The 21,216-nt window shown below is 66.9% G+C and carries 12 protein-coding genes; 4 read left to right on the plus strand and 8 right to left on the minus strand.

Annotated features, from left to right (window positions below; translation table 11 throughout):
• The first annotated feature begins 137 nt into the window (after nt 1–137).
• Both V6Z91_RS28060 and V6Z91_RS28065 read left to right on the plus strand, forming a co-directional pair.
• Complete coding sequence (locus V6Z91_RS28060; RefSeq protein ID WP_338764102.1) at nt 138–764, plus strand: LysE family translocator; 627 nt, start codon at nt 138–140, stop codon at nt 762–764.
• Nucleotides 765–837: 73 nt separating this feature from the next.
• Nucleotides 838–2,304 carry an aspartate aminotransferase family protein gene (locus tag V6Z91_RS28065; RefSeq protein WP_338764104.1) on the plus strand — a complete coding sequence of 489 codons (1,467 nt, stop codon included), beginning with the start codon at nt 838–840 and terminating at the stop codon, nt 2,302–2,304.
• A 49-nt stretch (nt 2,305–2,353) separates the two neighbouring features.
• Here the strand turns inward: V6Z91_RS28065 and V6Z91_RS28070 are convergent, their stop codons facing one another.
• Entirely contained in the window at nt 2,354–4,456 is a 2,103-nt protein-coding gene (locus V6Z91_RS28070) for a hypothetical protein (protein WP_338764106.1), read from the minus strand.
• A 122-nt stretch (nt 4,457–4,578) separates the two neighbouring features.
• Here V6Z91_RS28070 and V6Z91_RS28075 point away from each other — a divergent pair, with 122 nt between their 5' ends.
• Nucleotides 4,579–6,297, plus strand: a complete 1,719-nt coding sequence (locus tag V6Z91_RS28075; protein ID WP_338764108.1) for a pectinesterase family protein — start codon at nt 4,579–4,581, stop codon at nt 6,295–6,297.
• Between the two features lie 287 nt (nt 6,298–6,584).
• Here V6Z91_RS28075 and V6Z91_RS28080 read toward each other — a convergent pair whose 3' ends face one another.
• Nucleotides 6,585–9,665: a TonB-dependent receptor gene (locus tag V6Z91_RS28080; RefSeq protein ID WP_338764110.1), complete on the minus strand. Its 3,081-nt coding sequence runs from the start codon at nt 9,663–9,665 to the stop codon at nt 6,585–6,587.
• Between the two features lie 361 nt (nt 9,666–10,026).
• On the opposite strand from V6Z91_RS28080, the gene V6Z91_RS28085 reads away from it, so the two are divergent.
• A complete protein-coding gene (locus tag V6Z91_RS28085) occupies nt 10,027–12,489 on the plus strand; it encodes a glycoside hydrolase family 95 protein (protein ID WP_338764112.1) in 2,463 nt (820 codons plus the stop codon).
• A gap of 208 nt (nt 12,490–12,697) precedes the next feature.
• Here the strand turns inward: V6Z91_RS28085 and V6Z91_RS28090 are convergent, their stop codons facing one another.
• From V6Z91_RS28090 to V6Z91_RS28115, 6 genes are all read right to left on the minus strand, one after another.
• Nucleotides 12,698–13,084 (minus strand): cupin domain-containing protein, encoded by a 387-nt coding sequence (locus V6Z91_RS28090; RefSeq protein WP_338764115.1) that lies wholly within the window; start codon nt 13,082–13,084, stop codon nt 12,698–12,700.
• Between the two features lie 86 nt (nt 13,085–13,170).
• On the minus strand, nt 13,171–14,274 hold the full coding sequence (locus V6Z91_RS28095; RefSeq protein WP_338764118.1) for a branched-chain amino acid aminotransferase: 1,104 nt from the start codon (nt 14,272–14,274) through the stop codon (nt 13,171–13,173).
• A gap of 184 nt (nt 14,275–14,458) precedes the next feature.
• Nucleotides 14,459–15,727, minus strand: a complete 1,269-nt coding sequence (locus V6Z91_RS28100) for a DUF2264 domain-containing protein (RefSeq protein WP_338764121.1) — start codon at nt 15,725–15,727, stop codon at nt 14,459–14,461.
• On the minus strand, nt 15,727–16,890 hold the full coding sequence (locus tag V6Z91_RS28105) for a glycoside hydrolase family 88 protein (RefSeq protein ID WP_338764124.1): 1,164 nt from the start codon (nt 16,888–16,890) through the stop codon (nt 15,727–15,729). The genes V6Z91_RS28100 and V6Z91_RS28105 overlap by 1 nt, the downstream gene beginning before the upstream one ends.
• A complete protein-coding gene (locus V6Z91_RS28110) occupies nt 16,887–18,248 on the minus strand; it encodes a BNR repeat-containing protein (RefSeq protein WP_338764127.1) in 1,362 nt (453 codons plus the stop codon). The genes V6Z91_RS28105 and V6Z91_RS28110 overlap by 4 nt, the downstream gene beginning before the upstream one ends.
• Nucleotides 18,249–18,253: 5 nt before the next feature.
• The gene (locus V6Z91_RS28115; RefSeq protein WP_338764130.1) at nt 18,254–21,181 is read right to left on the minus strand and encodes a TonB-dependent receptor; all 2,928 of its coding nucleotides are present in this window, start codon (nt 21,179–21,181) and stop codon (nt 18,254–18,256) included.
• Nucleotides 21,182–21,216: the final 35 nt, after the last annotated feature.

The raw sequence follows: 21,216 nt of genomic DNA on the forward strand, positions 1-21,216 counted from the left end.
AGTGTTGGCTGCGGCGCTTGCTGGCGGCGTTACAAGGGGACTGACCCCGGTTTTTGCCGGCCATGCCATTGGGCCAGGGCTAGCCCCGCCGGCCCCGCCGTCGCATATACTCGCGTTTTCCAAAACGCGAGTCACCCATGCTCACCCCCGACCAATTCTTCCCCTTCCTGCTGGCCGCCATCGTACTGACGGCCTCCCCCGGTCCCGACAACCTGATGGTGCTCGGCATGGGCATGTCGAAGGGAAGAAGACAGGGCATCGCCTTCGGACTGGGTTGCGCATTCGGCTGTCTCAGCCACACGGTCCTGGCCGTGGTGGGCGTCAGCGCGCTGATCGCTGCGTCGCCGACGGCGTTCACGGTGCTGAAAGTGGCCGGCGGCCTGTACCTCATCAAACTGGGCTGGGGAGCGTGGCGCCACGCCGGCGCCGTCAACGTGGCGGCTGCCGGCATCCCTGGCGAATCGCCCGCCCGGCTGTTCTGGAAAGGCTGCCTGGCCAACGCCATCAATCCGAAGGTGGTGCTGTTCTTCCTGTCGTTCCTGCCGCAGTTCGTGGTGGCAGCGCAGGGCGACGTGGGCTGGCAGCTGGCCGCGCTCGGTGTCACCTTCACCTTGCAGGCGGCGGTGCTGTTCGGCCTGCTCGGTTACTTCGCCGGCGCCATTGGCCAGTGGCTCGCCAACAGGCCCGGCGCCGGCAAGGTGCTCGACCGCGTGGCCGGTACCGTGTTCATCGCGCTGGGCCTGAAGCTCATCGTCTCGCGCTGATCCTGCGGCGCGCCTGCCGGGCACGTCGGTGCAGTATAGTGCCGCCATTTCCCGGAAGTTCAAAGGAAGCGCCATGGCCGAGCACCGCACCACCCTCGATCCCGACGACTGGGCCGCCCTGCGCGCCCAGGGCCACCGCATGCTCGACGACATGTTCGACTACCTCGAGCACCTGCGCGAGCGCCCCGTGTGGCAGCAGGCGCCGGCCGAGGTGCGCGCGAGCTTGCGCGCGCCGCTGCCGCGCGCCGGCAGCGATATCGCCGACCTGCATCGCGCCTTCATGGAAGACATGCTGCCCTACGCGGTCGGCAACGCGCACCCATGCTTCTTCGGCTGGGTGCATGGCGGCGGCACGCCGGTCGGCATGCTGGCCGAAATGCTGGCGGCGGGCCTGAACGCCAACGTGGGCGGACGCGACCAGATTCCCGTCGAGGTGGAGCGGCAGGTGGCGCGCTGGATGGCCGAACTGTTCCGCTTCCCGGACACGGCCAGCGGCGTGTTCGTGACCGGCACCTCGATGGCCAATATGATCGCGGTGCTGGTGGCGCGCCGCCGCGCGCTCGGTGCCGAAGTGCGCGACGCCGGCCTCGCGGCCATGGGACAGGGCCTGGTTGCCTACACGTCCGCCGCGGCGCACGACTGCATTGCGCAGGCCATGGATCTCACCGGTATCGGCCGCGCGGCGCTGCGCCTGATCCCCGTCGACGCCGACTTCCGCATGGACACGCAGGCGCTGGAACAGGCGATCGCCGCCGACGTGCAAAGCGGCCTGCGCCCCTTCTTCGTGGCCGCCACCGCCGGCACCGTCGACACGGCCGCCATCGACCCGCTGGGCCGCGTGGCCGAGATCGCGCATGCGAACGGCCTGTGGTTCCACGTGGATGGCGCGTTCGGCGCGATGGCCATGCTGTCGCCCGCGCTGGCGCCGCTGCTGGCGGGCATCGAACACGCCGATTCCATCGCCTTCGATTTCCACAAGTGGGCGCAGGTGCCGTACGACGCCGGCTTCGTGCTGGTGCGCGACGGCGAACTGCACCGCCAAACCTTCGCCGCCACGCCGCGCTACCTGAAGCGCGAGCCGCGCGGCATGGCCGGCGGCTCGCCGTGGCCGTGCGACTTCGGCCCCGACCTGTCGCGCTCCTTCCGCGCACTGAAGGCGTGGTTCACCTTGCGGGCCTATGGCACCGACCGCATGGGCGAAGCCATCGCCGGCACGTGCGCGCTGGCGCGCTACCTGGAAGGAGAAGTGGGCAAGCGGCCCGCGTTCGAACTGCTGGCGCCCGTCTGCCTGAACATCGTGTGCTTCCGCCACCTTGCGCCCGAGGGCGATCTCGACGATTTCAATGCGGCGCTGGTGGCCGACCTGCAGGAAGCCGGGATCGCGGCACCTTCGCTGACCACCCTGCGGGGGAAGGTGGCCATTCGCGTGGCCATCGTGAACCATCGCAGCGAGCGGAGGGATATCGATGCGATGCTGGAGGGGTTGGAACGGTTGGCGGAGCGGAGGTTGAGGAGTACTCACGAGAAAACCGGTGTCTGACACTATTTCCCGCGCGCGGGAGATAGTGTCAGACACCAGCTGCTTGCAGTCAACTGGCGGAGCCGCGGTGGCCGCGCGCATTCTCCAGCATCTGCCTGAACGCGGCGAAGATCTTCGCCATCGCCGGCTTCTTGTACGGGTACAGCGCCGCATCGTCCATCGCGTGCACGATCATCGCGTTATCCACCTCGAACACGAGCAGCCGTCCGTCCGGCGTCTCGGCGCAGTCCATGCCCACGTACGGCAGGCCGATGCGGTGGTCGATCTCGGCCAGCGCGGCGCGATGGCGCGCCGCGAACGTGACGTCGAACTGCGCCATCGCCTCCGCTTCCAGCGCGCGCTTGGCTTCGCTCTCGCCCATCCCGGCATTGAGGTAGTGCACCATCCAGTGCTCGGAGCTGGCAAAGTGCGCGAGATACGGCGTGCCCTCGATCAGCACCACGCGATACTTGCCGAACAGGCCATTGGCGCCGCGGTAGTCGACGAAGCGCGACAGGTAGAAGCGCTCGGCCGGCACCCGGTCCAGGTAGGCCGCCAGGTCGGCCGGAGTGTCGATCTTGTCCAGGTCGTGGCCTGCGTGCGAACCCAGCGGGCGCACGATCAGCGGAAATACGCCGTCCGGCAGCAGCGACGGCAGCGTCTCCGGTGCGGCAGCCAGTGCGGCGAGCTGCTCCCGTGCGAGGCGCACCGTTTGCGGCATCTCCACGCCGTCGATGGCGCCCAGCGCATTGCACACGCCGTCGCGCGACAGCACGGCGATGCGGTCCGGCCCGTTGACCACGGGGCGCGGCCAGCCTGCGATCCATTCCGACAGCCGCGCAAGCAGCGGCTGGTTGGCGTCGTTCTCGCCCATGCAGACCATCATCACGTCGTGTTCGGGCACGACTTCCGGCCACGGCGCCTCGGCCGTCACGTACAGGATTTCCAGGGTGACGTCCGAGTCTTCCAGCAGGAACTCGACCGGCGTGTTCGCCATCAGGTCGCCCAGGCCCATGATCACCAGCAGGCGCAGCATCTCGCCCTGCCGCGCCGGCAGCGTGTAGTGCGGGCGGATGCGCACGGCCTCGGCCTGCACGTTCATCGCCACGTCACGGTCGCCGGTCAGTTGCAGCGTGGTGGAGAAATCGAGGAAGGCGTTCGCGTCGAGCGCGTCGGCTTCCGCGCGCGCCAGCAGCGCCTGCGCGACCGGCGCCATGTCCTCCTTGTTAAAGGCGCGGCGCATCAGCGGCGCCGTGCCGATCAGCGGCGCGAACGGCAGCGCGGCCGCGGCGACCAGCGGGTCGGCCTCGTGCGACACGTCCGGCACGAAGCGCGAGAGCAGCGCCAGCTTGCCGGCCAGGCGCGGCTCGTCCCAGCGCGGCGCGTATTCGACAGGCGTGCCGCCATCGAACACGCGCGCGGACCACGGCCGCTGCGAGAGAACGATGTGCGCATACAGCGCGAACGCCTCGGCGAAGTCGTCGACCGGGCTTTGCGCCCCGAACGGCGTCAGGAAGGCGGTGCCCGCCAGGGCCTTGAATGCCGCCGCGGCATCGGCCTCCGCATGGCGCAACGCGTCGTCCACCGGTACCACGGCGCCCTCCTCGCCCACCTGCCACGACAGCGGCAGGAACGAGTACTCGCCCTGCGCATCGGCGCGCCACCAGTCGGGGATGAAGTTGCGGCCGGCCGCCAGCGCCTTGCCCGCCTCGTGCAGCAGCAACAGGCGCAGCGCGTTGGCGCGCGTGTCGCCGGCATCATCCTCGACGCAAACTTCTACCAGCGACGGCGAGGCGGGAAACATGGCGCTGGCCCGCGCGCTGGCCCAGCCGTTCGCGGTGGCATCGGCCAGCTCGCCGGCATCGAGCAAGGTGACGATGCCGAGGAATTCGCCTTCCGGCGAGACCACCAGGTCGGTCAGCGCTTCGCGCCCCAGGCCCTCGACGAAGTACGCTCCGAGCCAGCTCACGTGCAGCCGCGCCAGCACGGCCGGCGGCAGGTCGCGCAGCGCGGCCCCCAGGTCGGCGTCGACGCCGCCGTCGCCGGATGGGGCAGCTCCGGCGTGCTCGTGACCCAGTGCCTCCGCGAGAAAGGCGGGTGCCGCGCCGTGCCGGCGCTCGGTCGGTTGCTGGATGGCCTCGTTCCAGAAGTCGGTTTCCGTGCTGGTGATCATGGGTTACTGGCGGAAATGGTCGGACGGCCAGTATATGACGAATGCGCGTAGGATGATCGGAAGCTTGAGCGCAATTGACCGCCCTGCCGCTCTACAATGGGGAAAACACCCAGAGGAGTCTCATGAAGCGCGCCGCCCTGCCTCTTGCCATCGCCCTGTCGTTCACGGGCCATGCGAATGCCGTCGAGCTGCTGCCCAGAAGCGGCGCGGCCGGCATCAATCCGGATACGCGGCTGCGCCTCGTGTTCGACAGCGCGCCCGTGCCGGGCACGCGCGGCCAGGTGCGCATCTACGACGCGGCCGACGACCGGCTCGTCGACACGCTCGACCTGTCGATACCGCCCGGCCCCGCCACCCGGCGCACCGCCCCGCGCGCGCCCTACCTTGCCCACCCCTATCCCTACGGCGGGCCGCGCCGCACCAATGCGGACACGAAGCCGGGCACGCCGACGCCCGGCGTGGAGCCGGCCCCAGTCGCCGCGCCGGGCGACTACCAGCTGACGATCATCGGCGGTTTCACCGAAGGATTCCACTTCCATCCGCTGCTGGTGCGCGGCAACACGGCGACGATCACCCTCCACCACAACCTGCTCGGGTACGGGAAGACGTATTACGTGCAGGTCGACGCGGGCGTGCTCGAGGGCGACGGCTTCCAGGGCGTGCAGGGCAAGGCGTGGCGCTTCACCACGAAGCCCGCCGCCCCGTCGAAGGATGCGCCGCTGGTCACCGTGAGCGCCTCGGGCGACGGCGACTTCTCGACCGTGCAGGGGGCGCTCGACCACGTGCCCGACCAGCCGGCACGCCGCACCACGATCTTCGTGAAGAATGGCGACTACGAGGAGATCGTCTACTTCCGCAACAAGCGCAACCTGGCGATCGTGGGCGAGGATCGGAACAGGGTGCGCATCCACTACGCGAACAACGAAGTGTTCAACCCGCATCCGCTGAACGTGGCCACCAACGAGCAGCCGGGCACTTTCCCGTCGCGCCGCGCCGCCTTCATGGCCGACAACGTGCAGGACATCGCGCTCGTCAACCTGACGATCGAGACGACGGCCAAGGGCCAGGCCGAGGGCCTGCTGCTCAACGGCGCGCGCAATATCGTCACGCACGTGACGGTGCGTGGTTCCGGCGACGCGCTGCAGACCAACGGCAGCGCGTACTACAGCCATTTCAGCCTGGCGGGCGACGGCGACACGATCCTCGGCCGCGGCCCCGCCTTCTTCCAGGATTGCGACATCGCGTCGAAGAGCGCCTTCATGTGGATCAGGAACACGGAAGCGAATCACGGCAACGTGTTCGTCCGTTGCCGCTTCACGGCCGTCGGCGGCCCCGCGGAGATCGCCCGCCTGCCGGATAACAAGGGCAGGAACTATCCGCATGCCGAGGCGGTGCTGATCGATTCCACGCTGGACGGCATCAGCCAGGCCGGCTGGGCCGACATTGGCGATGGCGCCACGCACGTGAAGTTCTGGGAGTTCAACTCTCGTGGCGTGGACGGAAAACCGGTCGACGTGACTGCGCGCCACCCGCGCTCGCGGCAGCTCGATGCCACGCGCGACGCGGCCGTGATCGCGCAATACCGCGATCCCGCCTTCGTGCTGGGAGGATGGCGGCCGGCGCTGGCGCCGATCATCCTGGCGCAGCCCGTGGCCGGCACGGGGACGGTCAGCGTGCGCGCCGCCGGGGTGCCGGAACCGTCGTACCGGTGGTATCGCGACGGCAAGCCGGTCGCCGGCAACGGCGCCACGATCCCGGCGGGCGAGCCCGGAAGGTATAAGGTCGAGGTGTCGAACGGCAGCGGGCGGGTCGTCAGCGAGGCGGTTGCCGTCGGTATCTGAAGGCGTGGCCCGCGTCGCTGGTAACGGCCGGCGGCGTGGGCGGCACTGGTGTCGGACACCGCAAGGTGTCGGACACCGGTTTTCCTCCGAGGCAGTGGCGGCGCATGCGAAAACCGGTGTCCGACACCATGAAGCCGGTGTCCGACACCAGCGACACCAGCGACATCGGCGGCATCGGCGGCATCGGCAAAGCCAGCGCCAAACAACATCGGCGCCCTCCCTTGCGGGATGGGCGCCGACCATGCGAGGCAACGACGGCCCCTGGACAAGCAGCCGTCAGGCCCGCATCAGAACTTCATGCGCAGGCCGAGGGCAAAGGTGCGGCCCGGCTCGTACTGCGACATCGTGGCGTTCGGGAACTGGAAGTAGCCGCTGCGCTTTGCCTTGTTCAGGTTGACGATGTCGAAGGTGAGCATCGGCAAGCCTTCGCGATCGAAGATCTGGTCCAACTCGAAGCTCGACGAGAAATCCGCCTGCTTGTAGTCGCGGCCGAACAGGGCGGCTTGCGTGATGCCGCTCTGGTTGGCGTAGGCCACCTGGCTGCCCTTCGAGTACGTGTGCGACAGGCGCAGCATGTAGCCGTGGTTCTCGTAGTAGATGCCGAAGTTGTTGGTGCGCTTCGGGACACCCAGCGCGATGAAGCCTTGCGAGCCCTCGCCGCTCGCCTTCTGGTTGATCAGCGTGAGCGTTTCGTTGATGCCGAAGCCGCGCCACGGCAGGATCTTGTCCAGCGGCTGCACCCAGCCGATCTCCAGGCCGCGGATGCGCAGGATGCCGTCGGCATTGCGCGGGCGTGTCATCACCACGGTAGCGTTGTTCGGACCGCCACGCGAATCGATCGCCACCTGCTGGTTAGGAATCAGCGTGTTGTAGTTGATGCCGTATTGCGCCAGCGCGGAGAACGGCATGGTGATGTTCTCGTTCACGGTGAAACCATTCAGGCGCTTCTGGAAGGCGGTCACGGACAGGTAGCCTTCGCGGCCCGTGTACCAGTCCACGCCCAGGTCGATGTTATCCGACAGGTAGGGGCTCAGGCCCGGGTTGCCGATCGTGCCGACCTGCGCGGAGACATCGCCGAAGTTGATGCCCGGGCGCAGGTCGTTCGGATTCACGCGGGTCATGCTGCGCGAGGCGGCGGCGCGCAGCACCACGTCCTTGGTCAGGTCCAGCGCCACGGTACCGGAGGGCAGCGTGTTGCTGTACTCGGTGTTCTGGTAGACCCACTGGCTGATGTTCGGATACTTGCTGCCGTTCAGTGTCAGGCTGGCATTGCGCGGATCGGACGTCGAGTTCAGCGAACCGACCAGCTGCTCGGTACGGACGTATCGCACCCCGGCGTTCCAGCGCAGGTTGTACCCGGCCGGCTGCAGCTCGCCGTTCGCTTCGAGATAGATCGCCTTCGACTTCTCGCGGATGTAGCCGGCGCTGGCGCCGGTGGACGAGCCACCGGAATCGGGCGCCGTGCTGTTGAAGTAGTCGTAATTCGAATCCTTGCGGAAGCGGTCCCAGTCCAGCGCCAGGCGGCCGTACGGGCCGGGCACCAGGTAGTTCTGCACCGCGGCATTCGGGATCAGCGAACCGCCATAGGTGAGGGCCTGGTTCTGGCCCGCCGTGTAACCCGTGCCGTAGCCCGGATACAGGCCCGCGGCGGAGGCGCCCGGCGTGACGGCGCCGTCGCAAGGCGGCGCGCCGTTCGGGCCCTGCAGGAACACGCTCGGGTTGTTGCCGCACACGGCAGCCTGCCATGCGGCGGAATTGTCCTGCGCGCGGATGCGGCGGTTGATGTCGTCCCAGGCGAAGCCGCCGCGGATCGTCAGCTTCTTGTCGCCCCATGCCAGGTTGGTGTGGAAGCCCTTGGTTTCCGTTTCGCGCAGCTCGTTCTGGATGTTGACGCGGCCTCCCACCCACTGGTAGCTGGCCGGATTGTTCAAGTCCAGGTTCGAGACGATGGACGGCACGCCGCCATTGTTTTCATACGTGATCGTGTTGCCGCTGTTCGGTGCCGTGATCGGCATGATCGTCGGCGCCTCGTGCGTGAAGCGGCTGCGGTTCCAGTTGCCGGCCGCGTCGAAGGTGAGCTTGGGCGTGATCTTCCATTCCACGCCCGGGTTGATGCCCAGCAGGTCGACCTTGTCGCGGCGCGGGCCGAACTCGATGAAGTTCAGCGCGTTGGCGAACGTGCCCGAGGTGACCACGCAGCCGTTGGCGCAGTCGCTGCGGTCGACCGTCATGTTCAGCGGAATCGACCCGTTATTGCGCACCGCCCAGGTATAGGCGTTGCGCTGCATGTCGTCGTCCTTCTTGCTGTACATCGTGTCCAGGTAGAAGTGCAGGTTCTCGGTCGGGCGGTATTCGCCCGCCAGCACGGCCGAGATCTTGTCGCGCGTGCCGTAGTACTCCATCGTGCGGCCCAGGCGCGGCACGATCGCGTTGTCGATCTGGTCGATCGTCAGGCCTGGATTCTGCGCCAGCAGGAATGCCTGGTTGATCGCCGTTCCCGGCACCAGGCCATTGCCCGCGTTGGCGGGCACGGTGGCCGGAATCGTCCAGTTGCCGCCGCCGGTGGCGTTGCGCGCCGGCGAATTGCTCTGCGCCGTGGTCAGGTTCGGGTTGGTCCAGCCCACGGTCTCGAAGCCGCTCACGCGGTTCTGCTGGCGCGAGAACGAGATGCCGCCCAGCAGGCCGAACTTGCCGCCCCACGTATTGGACGCGATGACGTTGCCGCGGAAGCCGGCCTTGTCGGCGATCTGCTGCTTGGTGCCCGTCAGGCCCATCGACAGCTGGCGGCCTTCCTTGTCGAACGGGCGCGCGCTGCGCAGGTTCACCACGCCGGCGGCGCCGCCTTCGATCTGGCTGGCGGTCGGGCTCTTGCTGACGGTAAGCTTGGTGAACAGGTCGGTCGGCAGCAGGTCCAGGTCGACTTCGCGGTTCGTGTTGGCGCCATCGATCGGGCCGGACGATGCGACCGCGATCGGCGAGTTGTTCAAGAGGATCTTCGTGAACGAGGAACCGAGGCCGCGGATCTGGATCGTCATGCCCTCGCCCGTCACGTCGCGCGCCACCTGCACGCCGGGCACGCGGCTCAGCGATTCGGCGATGTTCTTGTCCGGGAATTTGCCGAGGTCTTCGGCGTTGATCGAATCCTGGAAGCCCACGGCTTCCTTCTTGTCGCGTGCCGACGAAAGCAAGCTGTTGCGATAACCCGTGACCTGCACGGTCTGCATCGGCGCTTCGGCCGCCGCGGGAGCGGCGGGGCTGGCGACGTTAGTGGCGTTAGTGGCGTCCTGGGCGTATGCCTGGGCGATCAGGCTCGCCATCGCGGTCAAGCCGAGCGCGACACGCCGGCCGGCGGTCGTTCGATGTTTCATGGTCTGTCTCCTGTTTTTATCAGCACTGCCGTGCCATCTGTTGCCTTTTAGTAGCACAGCGGAGTCGAGTTTAGAAGTCGCACGAAACAAAGTCAACATTTTTTACCATGCTTTGTTAAGCGCTACCATCCCCGCAACGTGTACTCTTGTCTGCTCAAAACACACTATGAAAGCCAGGAATCTCGGTAATCAGGAGAGCGGAATTAGCGCAACCATTTGGTAGCGCATATCAATTATGAAAAATATCACTCCCGTTAATTATCGGTAATTTCGTGGCGAACGCTCGCCTGGCAGCAAACGAATTAGGTTTTTTATATATACTGGACACTGCAAGCAACCGCTGCGGAGACGAAAGGTGACGATGGCAGAACAAGAATCGAGACAGGCGGCGTTGACGCGCCGGGAATTCATGCTCGGCGCCGGCCTGGCGCTGGCCTTCCCCGGCCTGGCCGGCGCGCAAGGCGCCGTGCGGTCGGATGGCGCGCGAGACGACCTCGAACTGTGGTACGACCGCCCTGCCGGCCCCTGGGTCGAAGCGCTGCCGGTCGGGAATGGCCGCATCGGCGCGATGGTGTTCGGCCGGGTGGCGCAGGAGCGCTTGCAGTTGAACGAGGACACGCTCTTTGCCGGCGGCCCGCACGACCCGAACAATCCGGCGATGCGCGCGGCGCTGCCGAAGGTGCGCGCGCTGATCGACGCGGGCCGGTACAAGGAAGCGAGCGACCTCGCCGAGGAGCGGCTGCTGGCGAAGCCGAGCCGGCAGATGCCGTATGGCGCGGCCGGCGACCTGCTGATCGACTTCGAAGGTGCCGGCGCGCCCGCCGGGTACCGCCGCGACCTGGACATCGATTCCGCCGTGGCGAGCACGCGCCTGCGCACCGGCGGCAACGCGCACCTGCGCGAAACCTTCGCCAGCGCCAGCGACCAGGTGATCGTCACGCAGTTCAGCGCGGACAAGCCGATGTCCTTCCACGTCGGCTACCGGCATCCGGACAAGGCGCAGTACGACTCCACCCAACACAAAGGCCCCGTGACGCGCCTGGATACCGGCGGCGCCGCATGGGACCACCGGGAAGACGACCGCGTCGTCACGCGCCCAACTACGCTGTCGATCCGGGCCGACGGCGACGGCTGCCTGCTGGTCGAAGGCCGCAATATCGCCGCCTTCGGCATCGAGGGCGCGCTGCGCTATGCCGTGCGCGTGAAGGTGGTGGGCGATGGCGAGATTGCCGTCGATGGGGAGCGCATCGCGGTGCGCAACGCCAGGCGCGTCACGCTGCTGGTCGCGATGGCCACCAGCTACGTGAACTTCGCGGACGTCAGCGGCAACCCCGTCGCCAAGGTGCGGCGCCAGGTCGACGCGGCGGCGCGCAAGCCCTACGAAACCTTGAAGGCCGATCACCTGGCCGCGCACCGCGCCCTGTTCCGCGCGCTGTCATTGCGGATCGACGGCCCGGCATTGCCGAAGCGCACGACGAAGGAACGCATCGTGGCGCTGGCGGGTGGGCACGATGCGTCTCCCGATCCGGCGATGGCCGCACTGTACGTGCAATATGCGCGGTATCTGCTGCTGTCGTCGTCGCGCGCCGGCAGCCAGCCCGCGAACCTGCAGGGCCTGTGGAACGAAGGCACGAACCCGCCGTGGGGCTCGAAGTACACGATCAACATCAACACGGAGATGAACTACTGGCCCGCCGGTCCCGCCAATCTCGGCACCTGCATGGAGCCGCTGGTGCGCATGGTCGAGGACCTGGCCGTGAAAGGCGCCGCCACGGCGCGCGACAGCTACGGCGCGCGCGGCTGGACGGCGCACCACAACACCGACCTGTGGCGCTCAACCGCCCCGATCGACGGCGCAAAATACGGCACCTGGCCCATGGGCGGGGCCTGGCTGTGCATGTCGCTGTGGGATCACTACGAATACCACCCCGACCCGGCTTACCTGAAGCGCATCTACCCGCTGCTCAAGGGCGCCAGCCTGTTCTTCCTCGACACGCTCGTGGAAGACCCGAAGGGGCGCGGCCTGGTCACGTCGCCATCGATGTCGCCGGAGAACATGCACCTGCCGGACGTGTCGATTTGCGCCGGCCCGGCGATGGACAGCCAGATCCTGCGCGACCTGTTCGCCCGCACGCTGCGGGCCCACGCGCTGCTGGGCGAGGCGGATGCGGACTTCGCGAAAGCCGTCGCCGCCGCCCGCGCGCGCCTGCCGGCCGACCGCGTCGGCGCCCAGGGCCAGTTGCAGGAATGGCTGGACGATTGGGATGCGCGCGCGCCCGACCAGCAGCACCGGCACGTCTCGCACCTGTACGCCGTCTATCCCAGCGACCAGATCAACGTGCGTGACACGCCGGAACTGGTCGCCGCCGCGAAGCACACGCTCGACACGCGCGGCGACCTGTCCACGGGCTGGGCCACGGCCTGGCGCCTGTGCCTGTGGGCACGCATGGGCGAAGGCGAGCGCGCGCATGCGATCCTGCTGGGATTGATGGGGCCCCTGCGCAGCTACCCGAACCTGTTCGACGCCCATCCGCCGTTCCAGGTCGACGGCAATTTCGGCGGCGCCGCCGGCATCCTGGAGATGATCGTGCAATCGTGGGGCGATGAGATCCGGCTGCTGCCCGCCCTGCCCCGCGCCTGGCCGGGCGGCGCGCTGCGCGGCGTGCGCGCCCGCGGCGGCATCGAGCTCGATATCGCGTGGCAGAATGGCCAGCTGGTGCGCGCCGCGCTGCGCGGCCCGGCCAATCAGTCGGTGAAGGTGAGATATCGCGACCGGCTGGTCACGGTGGCGCTCGGCCAGGACGGCCGGGCAAGCTATCGGTAGAACCGCCGTCGGGGGAAGTATCTGGTGTCGGACACTTTTCCGCGCGCTTCATGCGGAAAAGTGTCCGACACCGGTTTTCCTCTGCATTGCCTTGATCGCAGAATAGAACCGGTGTCGCACACTTTTTTCTGGGAAAAGCACCCAGAAAAAAATGTCCGACACCGAGCCGCGGGCGCCGCCGACCAAGGCAAGCGCCGCGGAGAATCACTCAATGATGCCCATGCTCCGCCTCGTAGGCGTCCGCCTCGGCCTTGTTCTTGTGGATCGTGCCGTCGGGGTGTTCCGGCGGCGTGTACAGCGTGTACAGCTTCAGCGGCTCGCTGCCCGTATTGATCACGTTGTGATGCGTGCCGGCCGGGATCACAACACCCACGCCGTCTTCCAGCGCATGCTCCTCGCCGTCGAGGATCGCCTTGCCCTGCCCCGCTTCCACGCGGATGAACTGGTCGGTGTCGTCGTGCTGCTCGGCGCCGATCTCCTCGCCGGCCTGCAGGGTCATCACCACGAGCTGGCTTTGCTTGGTGGTGAACAGCACTTCGCGGAAGTACTCGTTGGAGAGGGTCTTTTCTTCGAGGTTGATGCTGAATCCGGCCATGATTGCTCCTTCTGGGTTACCAATATTGCTTTGTACCACATTAGAGCGATTCGCGTCGGCGGCGGCCACCGCCGACGCGGCCGGCATTACGCCAGCGCGACCTGGTGCAGCCAGCCGTGCTTGTCCTCGGCGGTACCGCGCTGGATACCCAGCAGCGCGTCGCGCATGGCCAGGGCGACCGGGCCATTCTCGTTGTTGTTGACGGTGACTTCGAAGCCGCGGCCCTTGATCAGGCCCACCGGCGTGATGACGGCGGCGGTGCCGCACGCAAACACCTCGGAAATTTCTCCGGATTCGATGGCCTTGCGCACTTCGGTCAGCGACAGGCGGCGCTCTTCGGCAGCATAGCCCACGTCGGCGGCCAGTTGCAGCAGGGTCGAGCGCGTGATGCCGGGCAGCAGCGTGCCGGTCAGCTGCGGAGTGACGATGACGGGCTTGCCATCCTTCTGGTACACGAAGAACAGGTTCATGCCGCCCATCTCTTCGATGTACTCGCGCTCGATCGCGTCCAGCCAGATCACCTGGTCGCAGCCGTGCTCCTGCGCCTCGGCCTGCGCCAGCAGGCTGGCCGCGTAGTTCCCGGCGCACTTGGCTTCACCGGTGCCGCCCGGCGCGGCGCGCACGTATTCCTTGCTGGCCCACACGCTGACCGGCTTCAGGCCTTGCGGGAAGTACTCGCCGGCCGGCGACGCGATCAGCAGGAACAGGTATTCCTCGGACGGGCGCACGCCCAGGAACGGATCGGTCGCGATCATGAACGGCCGCAGGTACAGGCTCTCGCCCGAACCGGACGGCACCCACGCCTGGTCGATCTTCACCAGCGCCTCGGCCGCGCCGATGAACAGTTCCTTCGGAATGGCCGGCATCGCCAGGCGGTGCGCGCTGCGGTTGAAGCGCTCGCCGTTCTGCTCGGGGCGGAACAGGCTGACCGAACCGTCCGGCTGGCGATAGGCCTTGAAGCCCTCGAAGATCGCCTGGCCATAGTGCAGCACGGAAGCCGAAGGATCGAGCGACAGCGGGCCGTAGGGCTTCACTTCCGGATCGTGCCAGGCACCGTTGCTGTACTTGACGACGGCCATGTGGTCGGTGAACACGCGGCCGAACTTGATGGCCTTGAGCTTCTGCTCGCGGTCGGCGTCGGAGGCGGGGTTCGTGGAAGGGGTGATTTTGAACGTGGTATCGAGGGACATGTCGAAAACTGCGGAAAACGGAGTTGATCGTCGGGGGAGTTTAACACGTGGCCGGCGCATGCCTTTACCCCACCGGCGGGCGGCCGGAGTCGGCCCAAGTGCGAAAAAATGGGGACAGACCCCATTTTCCAAGAAATGTTTCCTGAAAAATGGGGTCTGTCCCCATTTTTGAAGCAACTTCAGGTCAATAGTTCACCGGATAATCCTTCGCGAACTTCGCCCCGGAATACGCCTTCTTCTGCGTCCAGTCCAGCGCCGGCGTGGTCCAGAAGCTGTCCGAAGCCGGTAGCCCGAGCGCGAGGAAGCCGGCCGAGGCAATGTACATGCTGCCGTTGTTCGAATACCAGTCGCCCAGCTCCGGCTGGTGCCCCATGAAGCCGATCGTCAGGTAGCCATCCTTTGTAAAATTCGAGGGCGTGGTCCAGATCGCGCGGTGGGCGGCGTCCAGCGCGGCGCGCACCTGGCCTTCCGGAAGCGCCTTCGGCAGCTTCTTGCGCCATGCGAGCAGCGCCAGCGGCTGGAACACGGCAGTGCGGTAGGTCAGCGAGCGGCCGACCGGCGGCCACGTGCCCTGCGGCGAGATGAAGCGCTCCAGGTGTTCGCCGAAGCGGCCCATGCGCTGGTAGGCCTGGACCAGCAGCTCTTCCGGCTTGCCGTTCCAGAACGGGCCCTTGTGCTTCGCCAGCACTTCGAGGATCTCCACCAGCATCGGGTACATCACGTAGGAGCTGTAGTAATCGAAGTGGAACGTCTCGCCATCCTTGATCCAGCCGTCGCCCACGTACCACTCGTTGACCTTGCGGATCGCCACGTTCATGCGCATCGGGTCGTGCTCCTCGCCGATCGACAGCAGGAAGGCTTCGTTCATCGCGGCGAACAGCAGCCAGTTGATGTACGGCGGCTCGATCACGCGCAAGCCCTTGACCACCTCGACGATGCGGCGTTTCGTCGTCGCGTCCAGCGGTTCCCACAACGCCTTCGGCGCGCGCATCAGCGCGTTCGTGAAGTACGCCGAATCGACGAGCGCCTGGCCATGCCCCTTCCACGTCAGGTAATCGGGGCTCTTCGGATCGACCGAGTGCACATAGCTCTGCACCGCCAGGCTGGCCAGGCGCTTCCTGGCCTTGCCCTCGGCCGTGCCGTCGTCCGGCAGTTCCAGCCACGGCGCCATGCCGGCGATCAGGCGGCCGAACGCTTCGAGGTAGGCGACGTTTTTATCGCGGCCATCCCATGTGGGACTCACCTCCAGCTGGAAAGTCTTTTTCAGCTGCCCCTTCGCCATGTTCGCCAGCACCGGCTCGGCCATCTTCTGCATCAGGCCGAGCTGGAAGGCGCGGGCATCGCCCGGCGCGGTGTCGGCGGCCAGTGCATTGCCACCCCCAGGCAGCAGGCCCGGGGCCGTGTAAGCGGCGGGCGCGGCGGCCAGCGCGCGCATGAAGTGTCGGCGTTCCATCAGCGAGCCTCCTTGTCGATCAGCCGCACCATTTCCGCCCCCGCCAGCAGGAAGGCGCCCACGCCGAAATGCGCGGTCGAGTTCCTGTCCACCACCTGGCCGGGAATCGCCCGGTCGCCGATCGGCTGCACATAGCCCAGCCGGCCGTCCGGCTGCACCGCCACCGTGGTCAGGTAGGCCCAGCCCTTTTGCGCGGTCGGCAGGTATTCGCTCCGGTCCAGCAGGCCGTTATTGATGCCCCACAGGTAACCGTATGTGAAGAAGGCCGTGCCCGAGGTTTCCGGCCCCGGCGCGTGGGCCGGGTCGAGCAGGCTGCGCGTCCAGTAGCCATCGGCATGCTGCGCCTTCTTCAGCGAGGCGGCCATGTCGCGGAACACCTGTTCATACTCGGCGCGGTGCGGGTCGTCCTTCGGCAGGTCGTCCAGCACGCGCGGCAGCGCCGCGAACACCCAGCCCACGCCGCGCGACCAGAAGTCCTTGCCGCCATTGCTGCTCTTGTGCTTCGGGTAGACGTAGCGCACGTCGCGGTAGAACAGCTTGGCCTCCTCGTCGTACATGATCTTGCGCGCATGGGCGAAGTACGCGTGCATCTTGGCCAGATACTGCTGGTTGCCGGTAATGCTGTACAGGCGGCTCATCACCGGCATGCCCATGTACAGCCCGTCGGACCACCACCAGTAGTCATCGTTCGGCGTGCTCATCTGGTATTCCATTACCTCGCGGGCGCGGGCGATCTTCACGGGATCGGGCGAGAGCTTGTACAGGTCCGCATAGACCTGGAAGCATGTCTGCCAGTCGCCGAACAGCACGTGCTCGTCCGTTTCGCCGTAGGTGTACTTCCACTTGGCCTTGTCGGTGGACTTCGCGCCCATCCACTTGTTGTGCTCCGCCCAGTCCTGCGTATAGCGCAGGTATGCGGGGTTCTTCGTGATCTTCCACGCCTCCATATTGCCGGTGTGGTAAGCGGCCACGTTCCAGAACGGCCACTCCCGCGCCGGTGTCGTCTTTTGCCAATAGCCGTTCACCTTGTCCATCACGGCCACCACTTCCGCCCTGCCTTCCGGCTTGTGCGCCGCTTGTTGCGAGGCGCATCCGGCCAGCACGAACACGGCCGCCAGCAGCACGCCTCTCATTGCGTATTGGTTCTTCACCACTTGCTTCATCGATTCCACTCCTTTGGTTTGAACTCCAGCACGCGCACCATCGTCGGCGCGCCCCGTGCCAGTCCTTCGCCATCCGCCTGCCGCACTTCCTGCACGAACAGGTTCAATTCCCCGGCGCGCCGCCAGCGCTCCGGGTCGAGGTTCGGTTCCCAAGCACCCACAGACCCTTCGGTGAGATCGCGCACCGTCCATCCGCCCTTCGCCACGTCGACCAGCGCTGCCGACACACGGCTGCCCCGCTCCTCGTCCCGGAACAGCAGCAGCGCATGGGCGCCCCGCTCGTCGACGACGAGCTGCGGCCGCGAGACGGGGATCGCTTTCGTGCCCATGCCGGACAGGGAGAACAGGGTGCGCCGGAACGGCAGGTCCAGCGTGCCCCAGCCGGCATCGCCCCGGTACACGATGCGGTATTGCGGCACGGTCTCGCCCGCGTTGCGCCAGTAGGTGGCGATGTACGGCCGGCCCGCGCCATCGGCGGCCATCGCGGTCTGGTTGATCAACTCACTGTTCCGCGGCACCCGCGCCGCCACCTCGGCCGTCGCTTCCGTGACCGGCAGCGCCAGCCGGCGCCCCGTGCTGTCTTCCCACGTCACGCCGCCGTCGCGCGAGCGGGCGTAGGCGATGTCGTGGTTGCTGGCCACGTCCGGCGATTCGCGCCAGGTCCAGGAGACGTGTACCGTGCCCTGCCCGTCCACGGCCGCCTGCCAGTAGGCGTTGCGCCTGCCTTCGCCGGAAATCAGGTTGTCGTGCAAGCGCGTCCATCGCCGCGACGACGGATCGTAGCGGTTCACCACCAGGTTGCCCCGGCCGGAACCACCGTCGCGGTACAGGAACAGCATGGCGCCGCCGGCGAGCGGATGGAACTCTGGATAGGTGACGGAACGTTCGTCGCGGCCCGTCATCGGCTCCTCGGCACCCAGCGCGAGCGCATGGGGCGCCACGCCCCGCGCATAGCGCAGCGGCCCGTTGTGGTGGTCGAACGCCACGTGCAGCACGCCGGTGGCGTCCAGCCCGATGCTGATGCTGTTGTGGGCGTCGCGCACATTGCCCCGGTACTGTGTGGGCGCCAGTTCCCATTGCGAGGCGCCCAGCCTGCGCTTGCCCAGCACCACGCGCCCCTCGGCATCGTAGAACGCGATGAACTGCATCGCGCCGTCGCTGACCAGCGCGTGGCGGCGGAAGATCACCGCGTTCACGGAGTTGTCCGCCCACCCGGGCGCCACGTCGACGAGGCGAACATCGGCAAGGTCGGCGCCAAGACCGGCGGCAGGTTCGACGGCACTGCGGCCGGCGAGGTGCGCGCAGCCGCCCGCCGCGACGAGCAGCGCGAGCGCCGCGCCCGGCCGCAGTATCGTCATCCACATCACAGCTTGCCGCGGATGCCGATCTTGATCGTGCGGCCGTCGTACTTCGCGTAGTCCATCCGGGTCTTCTTGCCGCTGCCGTATACGCCGTTGGCGTCCTCGAAGTAATCGTAGGACAGCGTGTTGGACAGGTTCAGCGCATCGATCCGCAGTTCCAGCCTGTCGCTGATCTTGTAGCTGATATTGCCGTCGAGGTAGCCGCGGGCGGCGCGCCAGCGGATCAGGTCATCGCCATTGTTGCGCGGGTTGTCGCCATGCAGCGAGCGGCCCTTGTAGTTCCAGGACAGGCGCACTGCCAGCGGCCCGCGCTCGTAGTAGCCGGTGGCGCTGTAGGCGAATTTCGGCACCGAATTGACTTCGATCTCGCGGCCCGAGGTGGTGATCCAGCGCTGGCTGTTGAACGGGTCGATGTGGGTAAAGCTGGCCAGCGCGCCGAAGCCCTTGAACGGATCGGGGAGGAAGTCGAACGCCTGCTGGTAAGCCAGTTCGTAGCCCTTGAGCACCTGCTCGCCGGCGTTCGAGTAGGTGCGCAGGGTCATCGCCAGGTTGGGATCGACGCGGCCATTGGCATCCTGGAAGATGGGGCCCAGCGCCGTGTCGGGGAGGCCCAGCGAGCCGAAGGTAACGATCTGCGTGGACGATACGGTGGCATCCGTCAGCGTCTTGCGGAAATACGCGGCCGACAGCAGGCTGCCCGGCTTGAAGTACCACTCCAGGCTCGTGTCGAAGTTCTTCGACTGCTGCGGCTTCAGGTTCGGATTGCCGGCGGTGGCCGTGTTGTCGAACTGGTTCGGGATCACGGTCTGCGCGGCGATGATGCCCAGCGAGGCGCGGGAAATCGTCTTGCCCCACGAAGCGCGCCACATCAGCGTGTCCGTCACGTCGAACGCGGCGCTCACGGCCGGCAGCACATTGCTGTACTTGCCCTGCTCCTCATTGGGCGCGTAGGCATTGTTGGCGCCCGTCTGCTTGAAGTTGTCGATATAGGTCTTCGTCTCCGAGTAGCGCACGCCGGCATTGAGGCGCAGCTCGCGGCCGAACACTTCCCCGCGGAAGTCGGACTGGACGAAGGCCGTGCTCACCTTTTCCTGCGCGGTGAAGCTCTGCGCGGGCGTGAACGCGGAGTTCGGGTTGTATTCCAGCGGGTTGAACGTGGCGTAGGTATAGCCCCGGTCGAAGGTGCCCCAGGCGTTCGGCCAGCCGCCGCCCATGTCCAGGTTCGAGATCGGCAGGTTCGACGTCATGCCGGCGCGCAGGCCCGCGTTGCCCAGCTGGTTCAGGCGCGCGGTGGCCAGCGAGGTGCCGTTGCGCTTGTCGATGCCCTTGGTGGTTTCCACGAAGGAGAAGCCGGTCTTCATATGGCCCCTCCAGCCGCCCGGCAGGTCGTAGTCCCAGTCGGCGGCGGCGCGCACCTGCCGGCCCTTGTCGGTCTCCTTCGTCCAGCCCGTGCCGATCTGGAAGCCCTGGAAATTGTTCGGGTCCGTGTAGCTGGTCGGGGAGGACAGCGACGGGTAGACGTGATCGTCGCCATAGTCGATCGTCGAGGTGATGCCGAAGATTTGCCCCGAGAGCGTGCTCTGGTAGGACAGCGCGCTGCTGTTGTTGGCGCTGGCCTGGGCCGTGAACGTCAGCCGGTCGCTCGCCTTGTACGACAGGTTGAGGGCCCCATAACCGAATTCGGTTTCGTCGTTGGCATAGGTCACGCCGCTGCTGTACGAGGTATTGCCGAAGGTGCCGGTCAGCAGGTTCGAGCCCGGGTCGATGCGCACGTCGAGGGGAATCAGGCCGTTGTTGCCCGTCTGGCCGGCCGGCGCGTTGCGGTTGGTGGTGCGGCTGTTGCGAACCAGGATGCCGAAGTACATCTCGTCGCGCTCGTTCTCCAGCTTCGAGTACAGCGTGTCGAGGCTGATGTTCAGCGGGCCGTTCTTGTACTGCAGCGAAGACACCAGGCCGTTGCGCGAGCGGTCGTTCTGCGAGCCGTAGAAGCGGTAGATGCGCGGCAGCAGCGCGCGGTCGACCTGCTCGCGCGTGTAGCCGGAGAGGTTGGCGAGCGGCGAATCGTAGTCCAGCGCCAGCGCGAAGTTGCCTTTCACGGGGCTCTGGCTGCCGTTGAACGAGCTGTTGTAGCCGCCCGTGGCTTCGAAGCCGGAGCGGTTGTTCACGCTGCCCGAATGCGAGCCGCCGATCAGGAAGCCCCAGTTGCCCCAGGTGTTCGAATACAGCGCGAAGCCGGAAGGATCGGTGTGCTCGGACATCGTGTTGTAGCCGGCCGTCAGCCCGTAGCGGATGGTGCGCTTGGGATTGTCGAACGGCCGCGGCGTCTGCAGGTCGACGATGCCGCCCAGGCCGCCTTCGGTGAGCTCGGCCAGCGGCGACTTGTAGAAGTCCACGCGGCCGAACAGTTCGGAAGCGAATACATCGTAGTTGAAGCCCCGCGCCGCGCTGCCGATCGTGCTGGTGGATGTGGTGTTGACGGGCGCGCCGTTCAGCGTCGTCACCGAGTATTCGGTCGGCAGGCCGCGGATCGAGATGCGCTGGCCTTCGGCCGAGCTTTCGTCGCGGTTCAGGATCACCCCCGGCACGCGCTGCAGCGACTCGGCCACGTTCGCCTCGGGGAATTTGCCGATGTCTTCCGCCACGATGGAATCGCGCACGCCGATCGCCTGCTGCTTCAGGTTCAGCGCCTTCTGCAGGCTGGAACGGAAGCCCGTCACGACCACGGTGCTCACCGGGCCAGGGTCAGCGGACTGCGCGGCCGCCGCGGTGTCGGCGCTTGTCGCGCTGGCGGGGTTCGTTTGCGCCCCCGAGGGACTGGCTTGCGGTATGCCGGTGTCCGCGGCGGCCGATGCCTCCTGGGCGCCGGCATGGGGGCCGTAGGCGGCGGCCAGCGCCAGCGGCAGCAGGGTGGCGAGAAGCTTCTTGTTCATCTCCGTCTCCGATTTTGTAGGTTGTCTCGATTGCC

This window comes from Massilia sp. METH4 (assembly GCF_037094685.1).
In the GTDB taxonomy this organism is placed as follows: domain Bacteria; phylum Pseudomonadota; class Gammaproteobacteria; order Burkholderiales; family Burkholderiaceae_D; genus Rugamonas.